This is a genomic window from Pseudomonas sp. NPDC087346 (assembly GCF_044744235.1).
Classification (GTDB): domain Bacteria; phylum Pseudomonadota; class Gammaproteobacteria; order Pseudomonadales; family Pseudomonadaceae; genus Aquipseudomonas.
Window position 1 is genome coordinate 39,703 of sequence record NZ_JBIUXX010000013.1, and the last position, 18,958, is coordinate 58,660.

18 protein-coding genes are annotated in these 18,958 nt (G+C 59.9%); 10 read left to right on the plus strand and 8 right to left on the minus strand.

Annotated features, from left to right (window positions below; genetic code table 11):
- Positions 1-48 precede the first annotated feature (48 nt).
- Entirely contained in the window at positions 49-522 is a 474-nt protein-coding gene (locus tag ACIOZM_RS10715) for an Lrp/AsnC family transcriptional regulator (protein ID WP_401213079.1), read from the plus strand.
- Between the two features lie 123 nt (positions 523-645).
- Here ACIOZM_RS10715 and lpdA read toward each other — a convergent pair whose 3' ends face one another.
- Entirely contained in the window at positions 646-2,046 is a 1,401-nt protein-coding gene (lpdA, locus tag ACIOZM_RS10720) for a dihydrolipoyl dehydrogenase (RefSeq protein ID WP_401213081.1), read from the minus strand.
- A 211-nt stretch (positions 2,047-2,257) separates the two neighbouring features.
- Between lpdA and ACIOZM_RS10725 the strand changes: the two genes are divergently transcribed.
- The 8 genes from ACIOZM_RS10725 (at position 2,258) to cfaB (ending at position 11,549) form a co-directional block, all read left to right on the plus strand.
- Positions 2,258-4,219: an SPFH domain-containing protein gene (locus ACIOZM_RS10725; RefSeq protein ID WP_401213227.1), complete on the plus strand. Its 1,962-nt coding sequence runs from the start codon at positions 2,258-2,260 to the stop codon at positions 4,217-4,219.
- Positions 4,216-5,265 (plus strand): protease modulator HflC, encoded by a 1,050-nt coding sequence (gene hflC / locus ACIOZM_RS10730; protein WP_401213083.1) that lies wholly within the window; start codon positions 4,216-4,218, stop codon positions 5,263-5,265. The genes ACIOZM_RS10725 and hflC overlap by 4 nt, the downstream gene beginning before the upstream one ends.
- Positions 5,262-6,323, plus strand: a complete 1,062-nt coding sequence (hflK, locus tag ACIOZM_RS10735; RefSeq protein ID WP_401213086.1) for a protease modulator HflK — start codon at positions 5,262-5,264, stop codon at positions 6,321-6,323. The genes hflC and hflK overlap by 4 nt, the downstream gene beginning before the upstream one ends.
- A complete protein-coding gene (locus ACIOZM_RS10740) occupies positions 6,320-8,227 on the plus strand; it encodes a heavy metal translocating P-type ATPase (RefSeq protein WP_401213088.1) in 1,908 nt (635 codons plus the stop codon). Before hflK ends, ACIOZM_RS10740 begins: the two co-directional genes overlap by 4 nt.
- A gap of 109 nt (positions 8,228-8,336) precedes the next feature.
- On the plus strand, positions 8,337-8,588 hold the full coding sequence (locus ACIOZM_RS10745; RefSeq protein WP_401213091.1) for a hypothetical protein: 252 nt from the start codon (positions 8,337-8,339) through the stop codon (positions 8,586-8,588).
- A gap of 63 nt (positions 8,589-8,651) precedes the next feature.
- On the plus strand, positions 8,652-9,497 hold the full coding sequence (locus tag ACIOZM_RS10750; RefSeq protein WP_401213095.1) for a DUF692 domain-containing protein: 846 nt from the start codon (positions 8,652-8,654) through the stop codon (positions 9,495-9,497).
- On the plus strand, positions 9,488-10,276 hold the full coding sequence (locus tag ACIOZM_RS10755; protein WP_401213098.1) for a putative DNA-binding domain-containing protein: 789 nt from the start codon (positions 9,488-9,490) through the stop codon (positions 10,274-10,276). The genes ACIOZM_RS10750 and ACIOZM_RS10755 overlap by 10 nt, the downstream gene beginning before the upstream one ends.
- A gap of 85 nt (positions 10,277-10,361) precedes the next feature.
- Positions 10,362-11,549, plus strand: coding sequence for a C17 cyclopropane fatty acid synthase CfaB (gene cfaB / locus ACIOZM_RS10760; RefSeq protein ID WP_401213101.1), 1,188 nt, complete (start codon positions 10,362-10,364; stop codon positions 11,547-11,549).
- A 2-nt stretch (positions 11,550-11,551) separates the two neighbouring features.
- Here cfaB and cls read toward each other — a convergent pair whose 3' ends face one another.
- Positions 11,552-12,991 carry a cardiolipin synthase gene (gene cls, locus ACIOZM_RS10765; RefSeq protein ID WP_401213104.1) on the minus strand — a complete coding sequence of 480 codons (1,440 nt, stop codon included), beginning with the start codon at positions 12,989-12,991 and terminating at the stop codon, positions 11,552-11,554.
- Positions 12,992-13,133: 142 nt separating this feature from the next.
- Here cls and ACIOZM_RS10770 point away from each other — a divergent pair, with 142 nt between their 5' ends.
- Complete coding sequence (locus tag ACIOZM_RS10770; RefSeq protein WP_401213107.1) at positions 13,134-13,652, plus strand: DUF3617 domain-containing protein; 519 nt, start codon at positions 13,134-13,136, stop codon at positions 13,650-13,652.
- A gap of 87 nt (positions 13,653-13,739) precedes the next feature.
- On the opposite strand, the gene ACIOZM_RS10775 is transcribed toward ACIOZM_RS10770, so the two are convergent.
- From ACIOZM_RS10775 to folE2, 6 genes are read right to left on the minus strand one after another with little or no spacing between them, the layout of a single operon-like run.
- A complete protein-coding gene (locus ACIOZM_RS10775) occupies positions 13,740-15,071 on the minus strand; it encodes a dihydroorotase (protein ID WP_401213110.1) in 1,332 nt (443 codons plus the stop codon).
- A gap of 3 nt (positions 15,072-15,074) precedes the next feature.
- A complete protein-coding gene (locus ACIOZM_RS10780) occupies positions 15,075-15,635 on the minus strand; it encodes a DapH/DapD/GlmU-related protein (protein WP_401213112.1) in 561 nt (186 codons plus the stop codon).
- Positions 15,632-16,507 carry a metal ABC transporter substrate-binding protein gene (locus tag ACIOZM_RS10785; protein ID WP_401213115.1) on the minus strand — a complete coding sequence of 292 codons (876 nt, stop codon included), beginning with the start codon at positions 16,505-16,507 and terminating at the stop codon, positions 15,632-15,634. Before ACIOZM_RS10785 ends, ACIOZM_RS10780 begins: the two co-directional genes overlap by 4 nt.
- 11 nt (positions 16,508-16,518) lie before the next feature.
- A complete protein-coding gene (locus ACIOZM_RS10790) occupies positions 16,519-17,385 on the minus strand; it encodes a metal ABC transporter permease (protein ID WP_401213118.1) in 867 nt (288 codons plus the stop codon).
- Positions 17,385-18,053 carry a metal ABC transporter ATP-binding protein gene (locus ACIOZM_RS10795; RefSeq protein ID WP_401213121.1) on the minus strand — a complete coding sequence of 223 codons (669 nt, stop codon included), beginning with the start codon at positions 18,051-18,053 and terminating at the stop codon, positions 17,385-17,387. Before ACIOZM_RS10795 ends, ACIOZM_RS10790 begins: the two co-directional genes overlap by 1 nt.
- Positions 18,050-18,946 (minus strand): GTP cyclohydrolase FolE2, encoded by an 897-nt coding sequence (gene folE2, locus ACIOZM_RS10800; protein WP_401213123.1) that lies wholly within the window; start codon positions 18,944-18,946, stop codon positions 18,050-18,052. Before folE2 ends, ACIOZM_RS10795 begins: the two co-directional genes overlap by 4 nt.
- Between the last annotated feature and the right edge of the window lie 12 nt (positions 18,947-18,958).

The following is an 18,958-nucleotide window of genomic DNA, read 5'->3' on the forward strand; positions in this document are numbered from 1 at the left end:
GCATAACCTGCTTTCTTTTTACACGTTAGCCATCGAGATCTGCCAAACATGAAACTGGACGCCTTCGACCGCAAGATCCTCACCGCTCTGCAACGGGACGGGCGCCTGAGCAATGTGCAACTGGCCGATGAAATTGGATTGTCGGCGTCGCCTTGCTTGCGCCGGGTACGGATGCTTGAGGAGGCCGGGGTGATTCGCGGTTACCAGGCGACCTTGGATCGGGATGAAATCGGGCTGGGATTGACGGTGTTTGTCGGGGTCAAGGTCGAGCGCCATAACGATGAACAGGCAGAAGCCTTTTACACGGCGGTGACGGCGTTGCCGGAAGTGATTTCGGCGTTTCTGGTCTCGGGGGAATCGGATTTTCTGTTGCAAGTGGTGGTGCCGGATCTGCGCGCCTACGACCGTTTTCTCACCGGTTGCCTGCTGAAATTGCCGGGTGTGAGTGATATTCGCAGCAATTTTGCGATTCACACGGTGAAGACGCCGGGAGCTTTACCGCTGGGGCATTTGCCTGCTTGAGACCGAGTTTGCCTTCATCGCTAGCAGGCTAGCTCCCACAGGGGTTTTGCATTGACCAAAAACTCACTGTGGGAGCTAGCCTGCTAGCGATGACGACTGTCCAGGCAATAAAGATTTCGCAACCTACATCTGCGTCGCCATCCCCTGCACATTCATCGCCGCCTGACGCAACGCTTCCGAGCGCGTCGGGTGCGGGTGGCAGGTGAGGGCGATGTCCTCCGCCGAGGCGCTGAATTCCATCGCCACGCAGAACTCACCGATCATTTCACTGACGCTCGGGCCGACCAGATGCACGCCGAGCACTTCATCAGTGCGCTCATCGGCGATGACTTTGGCAAAACCTTCGGTCTCGTGGTTGATCTTCGCCCGGCTGTTGGCGGTGAACGGAAATTTGCCGACCTTATAGGCGCGACCCTCGGCCTTGAGCTGCTCTTCGGTCTTGCCGACGCTGGCCAGCTCAGGTTTGGTGTAGATGACGTTGGGGATCAAATCGTAATTGACCTCGCCGGCCTTGCCGACGATCTGCTCGATGCAGGCCATGGCTTCGTCTTCAGCCTTGTGCGCGAGCATCGGGCCTGAAGTTACGTCGCCAATCACCCAGACACCGGCGGCTTCGGTGCGATGCTGTTTATTGGCGAGCATCCCGCGTTTGTCAGTGCTCAAACCGACGTTTTCCAGACCCAGCCCTTGGGTGTAAGGGCGGCGGCCGATAGCGACCAGCACATAATCGGCTTCGAGCAATTCCGCGGTGCCGCCGGCCGCTGGTTCGACGCTGAGTTGCACGCCGTTGGCCGAAGTGGTGGCACTGGTGACTTTTGAACTCAATTTGAAGGTGATCCCTTGTTTGCTCAGCGAACGCTGCAAGGTTTTGCCGGCCTCGCCATCGACGCCCGGGCAAATGCGGTCGAGGTATTCAATCACGGTCACCTGCGCGCCCAAGCGGCGCCAGACTGAACCGAGTTCGAGGCCGATCACGCCGGCACCGATCACTACCAGATGCTTGGGCACTTCGCTCAGAGACAGCGCGCCAGTGGAGTCCAGAATACGTTGGTTGTCGATCTCTACACCCGGTAGCGGCGTCGGTTGGGAACCCGTGGCGATGATGATGTCCTTGGCCGTCAGCTCGATCTTGCTGCCCTGATCGCCAGTCACCGTGACCTTGCCCGGGCCATCGATGTGGCCCCAGCCCTTGATCCAGTCGACCTTGTTCTTGCGAAACAGAAACTCGATGCCTTTGGTCAGGCCGTCCACGCTTTGGTCTTTCTGTTTCATCATTTGCGCGAGGTTCAGGGTCGGTTTGACCTCGATTCCCAGGTTGGCGAATTCCGCGCCCATCGCCGCGTCGTACAGTTCCGAGGCATGTAACAAGGCTTTGGACGGCATGCAACCGACGTTCAGGCAGGTGCCGCCGAGGGTCGCACGACCTTCAACGCACGCGGCCTTGAGACCCAACTGCCCGGCGCGGATGGCCGCGTTGTAACCACCGGGGCCGCCGCCGAGAATCACCACGTCATAGTTGCTCATGCTCTTGCTCCTGGTTGAGAGATAAGGATCAATAAAAGTAGAGGGTGAATAAAATTACGAACGTAATATGTGCGTTTCCCTACATTTCGGTCAAGGCTTCAGGCAAGCGACAGGTTGGGCATCTTTAGATAGGCGCAATTATGTACAAATATTTCACGGCTTTCGTTATATCGTAACGACAACAGACGTGAACCAATGGCTTTGGGGTGATATGCAAGTCGATCTGGACATCGATGGCACGCAAGTGACTGGATTGCCGCGCTTTCAGCAGGCGGCCACGCAGGGTCGGCGCTTGCGTCGGCTGGCTATCGGGCTCGCTGTGTTGGCCGGGGCAGGGTGGGTACTGGCGTTTTTTGTCGGGCTGTTTGCTGCGCAATCGTTATGGCCGGCGCTGCTGGTCAATCAGAGCGCAGCGTTGCTGGTGCTGGTCGCAGGCTTGCAGTCGGCAGCCTGGGTCACACAATGGCGCGCACGGGTGATCAATCCGGTAGAGCTGACGCCCGTGACCGAGGAGCCGCAGCCCGCGCCGGACGGTTGGTATGAACGCCTGCTGGATCGCCTGAGCCAGCGCGGTGTGTATCTGCTCCGCCAGATCGGCGCCGGCACGCTGTGGCTGGGCGCGTGGGCGCTGCTGGTGTTGCTCAGTATCGAGCAGGTGTGGAACCTCGCACTGCCCGCCGCCGCAGTCGGGTTATCGGCCACGGTTGGCGCCGCTTTCGCGTTGCTGCTGGCCTTCGGTTTGCTGGTCATCGAACGGCAACTGGCGCAGGAAAACCCGGCGCAATGGCCCGAAGCCGGAGCGCTGGCGCAGCTGCTGCGGGTGACTATTATCAGTCTAGTGCTCGGCGCGGCGTGTCTGTTGTTTGCCAGCGAAAACTCCGTGTGGCCAGTGCGGCTGGCGGTAATGATCGGTATCTTGCCGGGATTGGTCGCGATTGAGCTGTTATTGCGCGCCGTTCTATCATTATTTAGCCCGCGCCGCGAACGCCTCGAACCAACGCTGTTGGCGCGTAGTTTTGTCGCGGATTTGCTGCGCTGGCCGCCGCAGCCCTTGCTCGCGTTGCAGCACGAATTGCACAACCGTTTCGGTATCGATCTGCGGCAAATCTGGGCGTTCAGCTACATGCGCCGGGCGTTTCTGCCGGTGCTGGCGCTGGTCGCGGCGGTCGGCTGGTTGCTGACCGGCATCCACGAAATCCCCCTGCAAGGCCGAGGCATTTATGAGCGTTTCGGCAAACCGGTCGAGGTGTTCGGCCCGGGCTTGCACACCGGTTTGCCGTGGCCATTGGGTCGCGTATTGATCGTGGAAAACGGAGTGGTACATGAGCTTGCCACCAGCGTCGCGGAAACCTCCGCGCCGACTCAGCCCGAATCCGCTGAAGGCCCGGCGCCGATGACGGCCAACCGCTTGTGGGACGCCAGTCACGTCAACGACAAATCCCAGGTGATCGCCAGCAGTCGTGGCGAGCAGCAGAGCTTCCAGATCGTCAACATGGACGTGCGTTTCGTCTATCGCATTGGTCTGACCGATCAGGCGGCACTGGCCGCCACCTATAACAGCGCAGATGTGCCGACACTGATTCGCAGCACCGCCAGCCGGATTCTGGTGCACGATTTCGCCTCGCGAACCCTCGACGGTTTGCTCGGCGCAGACCGCGTCGGGCTAGGGGAAGAGATCGGCCGGGCAGTGCAGAGTGATCTGCAAAAACTCGACAGCGGCGTGGAAATTCTCGCCACCGTGGTCGAAGCGATTCACCCGCCGGCCGGCGCGGCCAATGCCTATCACGGTGTGCAGGCTGCGCAGATCGGGGCGCAGGCGTTGATCTCGCGTGAACGCGGAGCGGCCGCCGAGGCGAGCAATCAGGCGCAATTGCAGGCCAGTCTGGCCAAGGATCAAGCCACCGCAAGCGCGCATGAAATCAATGCCACGGCGCGGGCGGCGGATCTGAAATTCAGCGCCGAACAAAAAGCCTACGCCAGCGCCGGCCAGGCCTTTGTGCTGGAGCAATATCTCAGTCAGCTCAGCCAGGGTTTGAGCAAAGCCAAACTGCTGGTGCTCGACCACCGCCTGGGCGGCAGCAGCAATCCACCCACTATCGATTTGCGTACGTTTACGCTGCCGGCTGATCCAACGCCAGCGCGCACCACCGCTCAGCCAGGAGTTGCCCATTGAGCCAGTCGCACACTCACGATCAACATGACCATAGCGGCCACGACGATCACGATCACGGCCATGGCGGGCATCACCATGGGCATCATCACCATCATCACGGTGCGCCGGAAGAGGCGGGGCCGTTCCCTTGGCGGCGCATGGGCTGGGCCGTGTTGCTGGTGGCGTTTGCCATTGCGGCGGCAAGTCTGGTGCAAGTGCGCTCGGGCGAAGCCACGGTCATCACCCGTTTCGGTAATCCGTCGCGAGTGTTGCTTGATCCGGGTTTGAGCTGGCGCTGGCCGGCACCGTTTGAAGCGGCGATTCCGGTAGACCTGCGTCTGCGCACCACCTCCAGCGGTTTGCAGGATGTTGGTACCCGCGACGGTTTGCGCATCATCGTTCAGGCTTATGTGGCGTGGCAGGTTCAGGGCGATCCGGACAACGTGCAGCGCTTTATGCGCGCAGTGCAGAACCAGCCGGACGAAGCGGCGCGGCAGATTCGTACCTTTGTCGGTTCGGCGCTGGAAACCACGGCGAGCAGTTTCGATCTGTCGAGTCTGGTGAACACTGATGCGAGTCAGGTGCGTATCGCCGATTTCGAAGCGCAATTGCGTCAGCAAATCGATCAGCAATTGCTCGCCACGTATGGCGTGCGCGTGGTGCAGGTCGGCATCGAACGTCTGACCTTGCCCTCGGTGACGCTCACCGCCACAGTCGACCGGATGCGCGCCGAGCGTGAAACCATCGCCACCGAGCGCACCGCTATCGGCAAGCGTGAAGCTGCACAGATCCGTTCTGCCGCCGAGCGTGACGCGCGGATTGTGCAAGCGGACGCCACGGTAAAAGCCGCCGAAATTGAAGCGCAGTCGCGAGTTGAAGCGGCACAAATCTACGGTCGCGCATACGCCGGATCGCCGCAGCTGTACAACCTGCTGCGTTCGCTGGATACGCTCGGCACCATCGTCACCCCGGACACCAAGTTGATTCTGCGCACCGACGCGGCGCCGTTCCGTGTATTGGTCGACGGCCCGCCGACGCTCGACAGCAAAAGCGGATCGCAGCCATGAATGAAGAAGTTCCACGTGGAACACATTCGTTGAATAGCCCATGGATTCAGGCCGGACGTCTGGCGTTTTTTGCCTTGTACGCGGTGACAGTGTTGGCCGCATTGGCGTGGGCATTCTCCAACGTGCGGCAGATCGATCCGCAAAATCGGGCGGTGGTTTTGCACTTTGGCGCGCTGGAGCGCATCCAGAACGCCGGGCTTTTGTTGGCTTGGCCACAGCCGTTCGAACAGGTGGTTTTGCTGCCAGCGGCGGATCGGGTGATCGAACGCCGAGTGGAAAACCTGCTGCGCAGCAATGAAGCGGTGAAGGCTGATCGCGTCGCCACGTTCGCTACTCCGCTGAGTGATGCATTGGCCGGTTCTGGTTATCTGCTGACCGGTGATGCTGGTGTGGTGCAACTGGATGTGCGGGTGTTTTACAAAGTCACCGACCCTTATGACTTTGTGCTGCAAGGCGAACATGTGCTGCCCGCACTGGATCGACTGGTGACGCGCAGCGCTGTCGTACTGACGGCGGCGCGAGATCTCGACACGATTCTGGTCGCGCGGCCGGAGCTGATCGGCGCCGACAATCAGGCGGCCGAACGCCGTGAGCGTCTGCGTGGCGATCTGGTGCAAGGTATCAATCGGCGCTTGGCCGAATTGAAAGCCAGCGGGCAGGGCATCGGTATCGAAGTGGCGCGGGTCGATGTGCAATCGAGTCTGCCTGAGCCGGCAGTGAGCGCGTTCAACGCCGTGCTGACGGCCAGTCAGCAAGCCGACAAGGCCGTGGCCAATGCGCGCACTGACGCCGAAAAACTTACTCAGACCGCCAACGAACAAGCCGACCGTGCGCTGCAAGTGGCTCACGCTCAGGCCGGTGAACGGCTGGCAAAAGCCTCAGCCGACACCGCCACCGTATTGAGTCTGGCCAAAGCGCAGCAACAGGGCACTGACCCACAATTGCTGTTGCGCCTTTACCGCGAGCGGATGCCGAAAATTCTCGGGCAGGCCGGTTCGGTGACCACGGTCGATCCGAAAGACGATTCCCGCCTGATCATTCAGGGAGCCAGTAAATGAGCGCCACTACCGCCGCACCGAGCTTGCTGTCCTCGGCCGAACAACGCCGTGCTGCGCGTCAGCTGACCCTGGCCATGCTCGCGCTCGGACTGCTCGGCCTCGGGTTGATCTGGCGTTGGCTGGTGCCCGAGCAAACCGGCGTCAGTCAGTTACTGCTGGGTTTTGCTTCTTTACTGGTCGCGGTGCCGGTGATGCGTTCGGCGTGGTACAGCCTGCGTTATCCGAGCCTGCACGGCATCACCGATCAGTTGATTGCGCTGGCAATGCTCGGCGCCTGGGCCACTGGAGATTTGCTCACCGCCGCGCTGCTGCCGATCATCATGATCTTCGGCCATGTGCTGGAAGAGCGCAGCGTGATCGGCTCACAAGAGGCGATTCATGCCCTCGGCCAATTGACCCGCAGCCACGCGCGCAAGGTTCAGGCTGACGGCTCGATCATCGAAGTTGATAACGGCACGCTCAAGGCCGGTGACACTGTCGAGGTTCGTGCTGGGGATCGGGTGCCGGCCGATGGACGGATTCTCTCGGGTCAGGCCAGTCTCGATACCGCATCGATCACCGGTGAGTCGGTACCGGTGGAAGCGGCGGCAGGCATGACGGTGTTCGGTGGTGCGATCAACCTCGATGGTTTGCTGCGCATCGAAGTGACCCGCACCGGGGGTGAATCGACCCTCGGCAAAGTCATCGCGCTGATGCAGAACGCTGAGCGCTCGAAGCCACCGATTACCCGTTTGCTCGAACGTTATGCCGGCAGTTACATGGTGCTGGTGTTGTTACTGGCGGCAGTCACCTGGTTCATCACCAATGACGCGCAAGCGATGCTCGCGGTGTTGGTGGCGGCGTGTCCGTGCGCGTTGGTGCTGTCGGCACCGGCCACGGCGATTGCCGGCGTGGCGGTGGCGGCGCGGCACGGGATTCTGATCCGCAGTTCGGCGTTCCTTGAAGAATTGGCTGACCTCACTTCGCTGGTGGTGGACAAGACCGGCACCCTGACTTACGGCACTTTGCGTTTGCAGTCGATCAACAGCCCGCGTCTGGATCAGCCAACCGTGAAGGCGCTCGCCGCCAGCCTCGGCGCGGCCAGCAGTCACCCAGTGAGTCGCGCGCTGGCCGGTCTGGTCAGTCAGGAAGATTGCCTGACACTGACCGATATCCATGAACGCCAAGGGCTTGGTGTGGTAGCCATGACTGCTCAGGGCGAAGCCGCTCTGGGTCGTCCGGAGCTGTTCGCGCAGTTGGGTATCGCCACCACAACCGTTCCGGAACATGACGGGCCTATTGCCGGTCTGGCGTTGAACGGGGAGTTTGTCGCATGGCTGTTGCTGGCCGACACCGTCAAACCGGAAGCGCGGTTTGCCCTTGGCGAATTGCGTGAGCTCGGTCTGGGCCGACAATTGTTGCTGACCGGTGACCGCCAAAGTGTCGCGCAGACACTGGCCCACGAAGTCGGTTTGCAAGATGTCGAAGCGCAGGCATTACCGGAAGACAAACTCAATCGTGTGCTTAAGGAAATCGACAACGGCTTCCGGCCGATGGTGGTCGGCGATGGCATCAACGATTCGCTGGCTCTCAAGGCCGGGGTCGTCGGGGTGGCGATGGGGGCGGGCGGCGCAGACATCGCCCTGGCCTCGGCGGACATTGTGCTGATCGGCAGCGACCTGCGCCGGCTCGGCACCTGCGTGCGCCTGAGTCGTCAGTGCCGACGCACCTTGCAGGTCAACGTGATCATCGGTCTTGGCTGGACGCTGGCCATCGTGGTGTTCGCTGCGTTCGGCTGGCTTGGTGCTGCCGGGGCGATGATCGCCGCGTTGCTGCATAACCTCAGCACGTTGTTGGTGCTGGGTAATGCCGGGCGGTTGCTGCGGTTTCAGGAGCCTTTACTGAAGCTCGAAAAAGATATTTAAAAATATTTCTGGTTGCCCTGTAACGCCGTCGGGGCTGGTCTCTCTAGTGCTATGTCGGGACTGAACAACCTTCCAGCCGACACCCCTGACGATAACGAGGATAAGAAAAATGACTATCAGAACCGCTGCTGCTGGTGCCGCTCTCGCTTTGGCCGCCGCTACCATGTTTGCCGGTGTCGCCACCAACGCCATGGCCGCTGATGCCCAGGTTCATTGCTACGGCGTGAACGCCTGCAAAGGCCAGAACGATTGCAAAACCAAAGACCACGCTTGCAAAGGCATGGGTGCTTGCAAAGGTCAGGGCTTCAAGGCAATGACTCAATCGGCTTGCGCGAAAGCAGGTGGCAAGGTCGGCGAATAACCGACCTCCAAGTGCCGCCGCAGTGGTTCACGCCACTGCGGCCACTTTGCAAGGAGTCTGCACATGTCTGCCACTCATCCTTTCCTGGGCTATGGCCTGGGTTTGCGCAGTGCTTATTACCAGCAGATCCTCGAACAGTCGCCGGATGTGGACTGGTTCGAAGTGGTCTCCGAGAATTTCATGGTGCAGGGCGGCAAGGCTCTGTACTACCTGGACGCCATCGCCGAGCGCTATCCGCTGGTGATGCATGGTGTGTCCCTGTCCATCGGCGGGCCACATACCCTCGATCCGGACTATCTGCAACAACTCAAGAAACTGGCCGACCGGGTCCAGCCGGCATGGATCTCCGACCACTTGTGCTGGAGTCGCGGCAACGCCCATCAGTTGCATGATCTGCTGCCGCTGCCTTACACCGAAGAAAGCCTCGAATATATTGCCGGACGCGTAGCCCAGGTGCAGGACGTGTTGCAGCGGCCATTGGTGCTGGAGAACGTCTCCAGTTACGTCCGCGCCGCGTCTGACGACTTCTCCGAATGGGAATTTCTTGCGGCCCTGAGCCGGGTCAGCGGCTGCGAGCTACTGCTCGACGTCAACAATGTCTATGTCAGTTCGCGCAATCACGGCTTCGATGCATGGACCTTCATTCAGAGTCTGCCGGCAGACAAAGTTCGCCAACTGCATCTGGCCGGGCACAGCGATTACGGCGACTACGTGATCGATACCCATGACCATCCAGTGAGCGATCCGGTCTGGGCGCTGTACCAACGCACGCTTGAGCACTTCGGCCCGGTGGCCACGCTGTTGGAGCGTGACGATCATTTCCCTCCGTTCGAAGAGCTGCTCGACGAACTGCAAAAGGCTCGTGAACTGGGTGAAAAAGTCCTGGCGGGGAGACAGCAATGCGCCTGAAAGAATGGCAATTGGCATTTGAGTCGTTTCTGCTGGATCAGTCCGCGACGGCAAACCTGACCCTGGGCGACAGCCTGATCGGCGGCCCGACGCTGGATGTCGGCACCGGGCTGGCGATTTATCACAATGCCTATCAGGCGCGATTGCTGGAGGTTCTGCGGGATGACTTCCCGACCATCTGGAACTGGATGGGCGACGAAGAGTTTGATGCTCTGGCTCAGGCTTACATCCGCAAATACCCATCCGCGCATTACAGCTTGCGGTGGCTGGGCAAGGGCTTCGAAGGATTTATCCGCGAGCATCTGGTGCCGGAGCAGAGCGCACCACTGGCAGAACTGGCGGTGTTGGAATGGGCGTTTACCCTGGCCTTTGACGCGGTGGACGGCCAAGCGCTGACGATCAACACCATGGCCACACTTTCCCCCGAAGAATGGCCAGCCTTGCAGGTCAAACCGATACCGTCATTGCAGTGGCTTGAATGCCGTTTCAACAGCCTCGCCCTGTGGCGCTCGGTCAAAGAGCAAAGCGATTTCCCGCAAAGCGAGCTGCTGGAAAACCCGCAAGTCTGTCTGATCTGGCGTCAGGGACTGATCTGCAATTACCGCAGCCTGGAGTCCGCCGAGGCCAATGCCCTGCAAGGTGTGTTCAATGAAGGCTGGAGTTTCGCCGAACTGTGCGCCGAGTTAGCAGTCATTTATGGTGAGGGCGCTCCACTTCAAGCCGTCACCTGGTTGAAACAGTGGGTGCAGGATGGCCTGTTGGAGCGTCTGGAACGATAGATTCGGCTAATCAAATCGATAGCCTGCTATTTTTCAAGGATGGTCTACCCTCAGATCTGACGTCTGAAACAAGGGGGGATTTTCCATGCTCGCGCAACTTCCACCGGCCTTACAGAAACTGCAGCTTCCGCTGCGCCTGCGTCTCTGGGACGGCCATGAGTTCAATCTGGGCCCGGCGCCCAGCGTTACCATCGTCGTCAAGGACCCGCAGATGGTCACCCAGTTCACCCATCCAAGCCTTGATGCACTGGGCGCGGCGTTTGTCGAAGGCAAACTGGAACTGGAGGGCTCGATCAGCGAGGTCATCCGGGTCTGCGATGAATTGAGCAATGCTTTGCTCGATGGCGACGAAGACACTCAGCCGGTGCGTGCGGTGCACGACAAGGAGACCGACGCCAAAGCTATTTCCTATCACTACGACCTTTCCAACGAGTTCTATCAGCTGTGGCTCGATAGCGACATGGCGTATTCCTGCGCGTATTTCGAAACCGGCAGCGAAACGCTGGAGCAAGCCCAGCAGGCAAAATTCCGCCATTTGTGCCGCAAGCTGCGTTTGCAGCCTGGCGAGTATCTGCTGGATGTCGGCTGTGGTTGGGGAGGCTTGGCGCGATATGCCGCACGCGAATTCGGCGTGAAAGTGTTCGGCATCACGTTGAGCAAGGAACAACTGGAGCTGGCTCGCGAGCGAGTGAAAGAAGAAGGTCTGGAAGATCAGATCGAGCTGCAACTGCTCGACTATCGCGATCTGCCTCAGGACGGACGCTTCGACAAAGTGGTCAGTGTCGGCATGTTCGAACACGTCGGGCACGCCAATCTGGCCGAATACTGCAAAACCCTGTTCGGCGCAGTGAAGGAGGGCGGTCTGGTGATGAACCACGGCATCACCGCCAAGCACACTGACGGTCGTCCAGTCGGGCGCGGTGCCGGGGATTTCATCGAGAAGTACGTATTCCCCAACGGCGAGCTGCCGCACCTGTCGATGATCTCGGCGGAGATCAGCGAGGTCGGCCTGGAGATTGTTGACGTCGAAAGCCTGCGCCTGCATTACGCGCGCACGCTCGATCACTGGAGCGAACGGCTTGAGGACAACCTCGAAGCCGCCGGCAAACTGGTGCCTCAGCAAGCGCTACGTATCTGGCGTCTGTATCTGGCCGGTTGTGCTTACGCGTTCGCCCGTGGCTGGATCAATCTGCACCAGATCCTCGCGGTGAAAGCGCACGCCGATGGCAGCCATGAGTTGCCATGGACCCGCGACGACATCTATCACCCTTGAGGCTAGAGAATCGGTGAAATAAGCCGGGCGATCCGCATGCCAAGTTGTTGCAGGCGGTGGATCTCCCGGCTTTCCTGTTTGTCGATTTCAAAGGCCAGGGCGAAGTCGTCGATGAGCATCTGTTCCACGGTTGCCGCAAACGCGCTGTCGACGGTCAGCAACATCACCTCGAAATTCAAGCGGAACGAGCGGTTGTCGAGGTTGGCACTGCCAATGGCGCTGATTTCGCTGTCGATCAACACCACTTTCTGATGCAGGAATCCGGGTTCGTAACGGAACACCCGCACCCCGGCGCGCACGGCTTCGAACGCGTAGAGACTTGAAGCGGCATAAACGATGCGGTGATCGGGACGTGACGGCAACAGCAGACGCACATCGACGCCGCGCAGAACTGCTAGGCGCAGGGCGGCGAACACTGCTTCGTCGGGGATGAAATAAGGGCTGGTAATCCACACCCGTTCGGTCGCCGCGTGGATCGCCTCGACGAAGAACAGCGAGCAGGTTTCATAGGCATCTGCCGGGCCGCTCGCCAGCAACTGACAGAGCACGCCGTCCTCTGGATAAGCGTCCGGCAGGATCATCGGCGGCAGCGTTCGTGCCGCCCAGAACCAGTCTTCGGCGAATGACTCCTGCATGCACGCCACCACCGGGCCACGCACCTGAACGTGGGTATCGCGCCACGGTGCCAGCGGCGGTTTTTCACCCATGTATTCGTCGCCGACGTTGTGCCCGCCGACAAACCCGAGCAAACCATCGACCACGACAATTTTGCGGTGGTTACGGAAGTTCACCTGAAAGCGGTTGAGCCAGCCGCTGCGGGTGGCGAAGGCTTTGACCTCGACACCGCCATCGCGCAGGGCCTGGACGTAACTGTGGGGCAGGGCGTGGCTGCCGATGCGGTCGTAGAGCAGGTGAATCGTCACGCCTCCAGCGGCTTTCTTCAGCAGCAGATCACGCAGGCGCTGGCCGAGGCGATCGTCGTGGATGATGAAAAACTGGATCAGCACGGCTTCCCGGGCTTGCTCGATGGCGCTGAAAATCGCCTCGAATGTTGCCGTGCCGTTGATCAACAGTTTCACTTCGTTGTTGGCCAGACACGGCATGCGTCCGAGCTTGGGCATGGCGCGTAATGAGGCGTAAGCGTTCGAAGCGCGGGCGGTGAGTGCTTCTTCCACCCAGGGGCGCCAGTTCAGCTCGGAGATCGCCTGGCGCATTTGTTCGTTAGCCTGGCGTCGAGCCTTGATGTAGCCGTCGAAGGTGCTGCGGCCGAACACCAGATATGGAATAAGTGTCAGGTAGGGGATGAAGATCAGCGACAATGCCCAGGCAATTGAACCTTGGGCGGTGCGGACCGTCAACACGGCGTGGATGGCAGCGATCAAACCGAGGCTGTGTATCAGGGCGATCAGATAACCAAAAATGTGCGGTCCAAAATAATCCATGGGGCAGCCTTGCTCCTGAAGATTCAATGCCTAACAGACCATGTTCCATGGCGATTGTCGCTAATTTCTTTTTGCCTGGGCCGGGCATGAACCGAAGCACACAGCTGACGTCTAACGGCCACTACTGATCAGGAGCTTTTCAATGAATGTTCGTCTGCTGGGTTTGGCGTTGGGCCTGGGTTTGGCGCTGCCGGTAATGGCGCAGGCGCAGATGTTGCAGCCGGGCTTGTGGGAAATGACGTCGAGTAACGTCAAAGTCGATGATCAGCCTATGGACGTGCAGTCGATCCTTGGCCAATTGCAGGGCCAGATGACCCCGCAGCAGCGCGCGGCACTGGAGAAAAACGGGATCAATATCGGCGGTAAAGGCATTCGTGCTTGCCTGACGCCAGAGCAAGTGGCGACCAATGATATTCCGCTCGCTGATCCACAATCGGGCTGCAAGCAGCAGATTACTGATCGCACCGGCAACCAGTGGAAATTCCGTTTCAGTTGCCCGAAAGCGCAGGGCACCGGGGTGGCTACGTTCCTCAGTGATCGCGAGTTCACAACGGTTGCCAACGGCACGTTCAATGCCATCGGGATCAACCAGAAGGGCAGCCTGGAAACCCGTGCCGTTTGGTTGGGTCAGGATTGCGGCACTGTTAAGCCTCGCGCCTGAAAAGCTTCGCGAGCAAGCTCGCTCCCACATTTGGAATACATTTCCCTGTGGGAGCTAGCCTGCTAGCGATAGCAGACGCCACTGCTCTCACCGCATAAACCGCAAAGGCAATCCCCGACACCCCTCATTCAATCGATTGCCCTGCCAGGCAATCTGTCCCGATACCAACGTCGTATTCACCCGATGCCGAAAGCGCCGACCGGCAAACGGCGTCCATCCGCACTGAGAAAGAATCGGCTGGCGCGACACCTCCAGACTCTGCGGCTCAATCAACACCAGATCTGCCCAATACCCTTCCCGCAAATACCCTCGATCCGGAATCGCAAACAAGTCCGCCACTCGATGGCTGGTCTTCGCCACCAGCGTGGTGATCGGCAGCAGGCCATCCGCGACCAGTTCCAGCAATGCAGGCAACGCGTGTTGCACCAGCGGCAAACCCGATGGCGCCTCGGCGTATGGCCGTTGTTTCTCCGCCCAGGTATGTGGCGCGTGATCGCTGCCGATCACGTCCAGACGATTGCTCAGTAGTGCCTGACGCAACGCATCACGGTCGGCCTGAGTCTTGATCGCCGGGTTGCATTTGATCAGGTTGCCGAGGGCCGGATAGTCGCGGTCATCGAACAACAGATGATGCAGGCAGACTTCAGCGGTGATGCGTTTTTGCGCCAACGGTTTGTCTTCGAACAGCTCCAGCTCGCGCGCGGTGGTCAGGTGCAAAACGTGCAGGCGTGTTCCGTAACGCTTGGCCAGTGCCACCGCCAGAGAAGACGAGCGATAGCAGGTGTCGGCATTACGGATCAGCGCATGCGCCGCCGCTGGCAAATGTTCGCCGAACAAATCGCTCAGGTTGGCCGCATTGGCGTCGATGCTCGGCGTGTGTTCGCAGTGGGCCAGCAGGATGGTCGGCACCTCGGCAAACAATCGCTCGAGGATCTTCGGATCGTCCACCAGCATGTTGCCGGTGGAGGCGCCCATGAACACTTTGACCCCGGAAACTTCGCACGGATTCAACGCAGCGACGGTGTGGAGATTGTCTTGGCTGACGCCAAAGTGAAAGCCGTAATTGGCCACCGAGTTGATCGCCGCTCGGCGCTTTTTGTTGGCCAGTGCTTCGAGGCTCAGGGTGGCGGGATTGGTATTGGGCATGTCCATGAAACTGGTGATGCCACCGGCCACCGCTGCGCGAGACTCGGTGTAGATGCTGCCCTTGGCCGGTGCGCCGGGTTCACGGAAATGCACTTGGTCATCGATCATTCCCGGCAGTAACCACTGGCCGTTGGCATCGATTTCCACGTCGGCGTTTTCCCCGTCGATGCTGCGAGCAATCTTGACGATGCGGCCATGGTTGATGAACAGATCAGCGTCGAACTCACGTCCTTCGTTGACCAGCCGCGCGTTGCGAATCAGCACGCTGCTCATGGTTCAGAACTCGTTCTGCAAAGCTTTGTAGCCGCGCACCAGATCGACGTTGGTGCGCGCCACATCCTCGGAAAACTCCGAGGCGCTGACGCTTACCGGCGGGAATTGCGAGAGATCGGTATTCGGTCCGATGCGGGTGGTGGAGGGCACGTAGAACGCGTCCGGCAAATCCCGGCCATCGACCACCGAGTTGTGCCGCACCACGCAACCGTCACCGACTACGCAGTTGAACAGCACGCTATTGAAACCGATGAATACCCGGTCACCGACCGTGCAGGGACCATGCACGATCGAGCGGTGGGCGATGGAGCTGAACTCGCCGATGGTTACCGCGGCGCCGGATTTGGAGTGGATCACCACACCGTCCTGGATGTTCGAGTTGGCGCCGATGGTGATCGGCTCCATCTCGCCCGAGGCGTCCACTTCGTCGGCGCGGATCACTGCATAAGGGCCGACGAACACGTTTTCGCCGATCACCACTTTGCCGCAGATGATCGCTGTTTTATCGACGTAGGCAGACTCGGCAATACGCGGCAGATCGCCGGAAGGGTTCTTGCGGATCATGGCTGGCTCAAGGCGTTGTACAGCGTGTTGAGGTTGTATTCGAACAGCCCGGCGAAGGTGCTGGCCGGGCCACTTGCAGCCAGTGCGTCGGAGTACAAGGTTCCGCCAATGTGCGCGCCACTTTCGTCGGCGATCTGTTTCAGCAGGCGTGCGTCCTTGATGTTTTCCATGAACACCGCTTTGACCTTGGCCTGACGGATCTGAGTGATCAGCGCTGCGACTTCGGCGGCCGAAGGTTCGCGTTCAGTGGACAGTCCTTGGGGTGCCATGAAGTCGATGCCGTAAGCCTGACCGAGATAACCGAAGGCATCGTGGCTGGTGACGATCTTGCGATTGCCCGGTGGCAGTGAACCGAGTTTGGCCTTGGCTTCAGCGAGCAAGGCGTAGATCTGTTTCAGATAGGTCTGGCTGTTGCGCTCATAGTCAGCCTTGTTCGCCGGGTCGGCGGCGATCAGCGCTTTAGTGATGTTGGCGATGTACAACTCGGTGTTCGCCAGATTGTGCCAGGCATGTGGGTCGGGAACGGTTTCGCCGTCCTCATCCAGCGAGCGTGGAATCACTCCGTGACTGGCGCTGATAACCGTCGCCTTGGTTTCGGTGCTGGTTACCAGACGGTCCAGCCATGGTTCAAAACCCAGTCCATTCTTGACGATCAGTTTGGCCTTGAGCAGTGCTTTGGCATCGTCCGGAGTCGGCTCGTAGGTGTGCGCGTCGGCATCCGGTCCGACCATGTTGGTGATCTGGATATGCTCGCCACCGACCTGATGGACCATGTCGGCGAGGATGCTGAAGCTGGTGACCACGGGTAACTTTTCTGCTGCCGACAGTGACATCGAGAGCATCAGGCTGAACAGCACGAGTAGAGCGCGCATCGGGGAACACCTCATTGGGATGTGAGCAAAGGCGGGCGGCGCAACAAACCGTGTACCGGCCCGAACACCACGGACAGCAGATAACCGACGCCTGCGACCAGCACGATGGCCGGGCCGCTGGGCAGCGAGTAGTAAAACGACAGAAGCAATCCGAGCCAGACCGACAGGCAACCGATGAGTCCGGCGATGGCTATCAGGGCCGGCAAGCGACGACTCCAGAACCGAGAGGCCGCGGCGGGCAGCATCATCAGACCGACCACCATCAGTGCGCCGATGGCCTGAAAACCGATCACCAGATTGAGCACGACCAGGGTCAGGAACACGCCATGAGCGAGTGGGCCGAGTCGGCTGACGGTTGATAGGAACAGTGGGTCGAGCGTATCGAGCAGCAGCGGTTTGTAGATCAGCGCCATGGCGATCAGGCTCAATCCCGAGACCCACAGCATGCCAGTCAGCGTCGGTCCGTCGACGGCTAACGCCGAGCCAAACAGCAAGTGCAGCAGGTCCAGACGTTTGCCGGCGATGCCCAGAATCAGCACGCCGCTGGCCAGCGAGATCGGGTAAATCGCTGCGAGGCTGGCGTCCTCACGCAGGCCGGTGCGGCGGGTGATCCATGCGGCGAGGCCGGCCATGCTCATGCCGGCACCGAGGCCACCGATGGTCAACGCCGGCAAGCTCAGGCCGGCGAACCAGAAGCCCAACGCGGCGCCGGGGAGGATGCCGTGGGCGACGGCGTCACCGATCAGGCTCATGCGGCGCAGGATCAAAAACACTCCGAGCGGCGCAGTGCTGCAGGCCAGAACCAAGCCGCCGATCAGCGCCCGGCGCATGAACACGAACTCGTTGAACGGTTGCCAGAAATGCGCGACAGCGAGCATCAGGCCACCTGCATGTTGGGTGTTGGCTGGATCAGTTCGGCGCTGGTGCCGTAAACACAATCTCGGTTCTTGATCAGCAGCGTCTGCGGGATGTGCTGGCGCACGGCAGCGAGGTCATGACACACCATCACCAGCGTTCGGCCTTCGGCATGCCAGGCGTGGATGTGTTGCCACAGCAGTTGCTGGCCCAGCTCATCTAGAGCTGCGTGGGGTTCGTCGAGCAACAGCACGGGTGTGTCGGCAAGGCTTAAACGAGCGAGCAGGGCGCGTTGCAGTTCACCGCCGGACAGCGCCATCAATGGTCGCTGTTCGAGGCCGCTCAGATGCCAATTCTCCATTGCTGCGCTCAGTCGTTGCGCACGCAGTGTTGTCGACAGTCGGCGTCCCCAGAAACCTGCGGCGACCAGTTCTTCAAGGCTGATGGGGAACTGGCGATCAAGGTGTTGCTGTTGTGGCAGAAAAGACAATCCACCCTGACGTGGAACACTCAACGTGACTTTGCCCGCCAAAGGTTTTTGCAGGCCGGCGATGACTTTCAGCAGGCTGCTTTTACCGCAGCCATTGGCACCGATGATCGAGGTCAGGCTGCCGCTTTCAAATTCCAGGGTAAGGGGCGAGGTCAGAGGCTGGCCGGGTGCGCCCCAGCTCAAGGCTTGGCAGCGGATCATGCGCTCTCCCGAGTCCAGTGACTTTCAGCGACCGCATCATGGGCGTGCAGACTTTCGGCGTGGATCACTCGTATGTGGAAAGCACTGACCCCCGGTGATCTGCGCAAGGCGAGATTGAGCCGACGTGCTGCGTCTTCGCAGAACATCAGGTTCTGGCCATTGGCGAGGGCGAACGCTTGCTCGTCGGCTCGTTTTACTGCGGTTTGCACGGCGGTGCCGAGCGCTGCTTCGGCGTCGTTGATGATGACGCTCAGCGGCAGTTCGTCGACAAACTCGTCGAGGTGAATATGAAGTTGGGCATTGCTGCGTTGACTGTGTGGTGTGGCGACGATGCCTTTGGTTGAACCGAGCCAGGCTAAAACCTCGGCGTGTTGCAGCGGCTTGTTGGCGAAATCATCAACGAATTGCGCTTGGATAAGTTGCCGGGCCAATGCAGCGGAGCAGGGGCAGGTAGAGGAATAAGCGACGTCGATTTTTAGTTCCACGTGGAACATCTGGTTTTTCAGGCTTGCTGCGATGCTCAGCGGATAGCTTTTCCAACCGGCCAATGGGCTGATCAGCGCAGGCCTTTTTAGCAGCAAATCGGTGTGAATATTCAGATAGGCGTTGTTAGATAAACCTTCATGACTGTCGAGAAATTGCTGGAGTACTCTGCGTAACAGGGCCGGTGAAAGGTTTTCTCTTTCGAGCACTTCCAGCGCCAGATACAGACGCGACATATGAATGCCGCGCGCCTCACCATCATTGAGACTCACCCCCGCATCGGCTTTCGCACTGACACGTTGGCCCTCCAGTGAAACAGGCAGAGCGATGCCGCACATGCCCACCCATTCGAGTGGCAACGTTTGGCGAGCAGCCTGCGCGGCGATATCCGGAAGTGTCAGCGCATTCATGTTCAAGTCCAT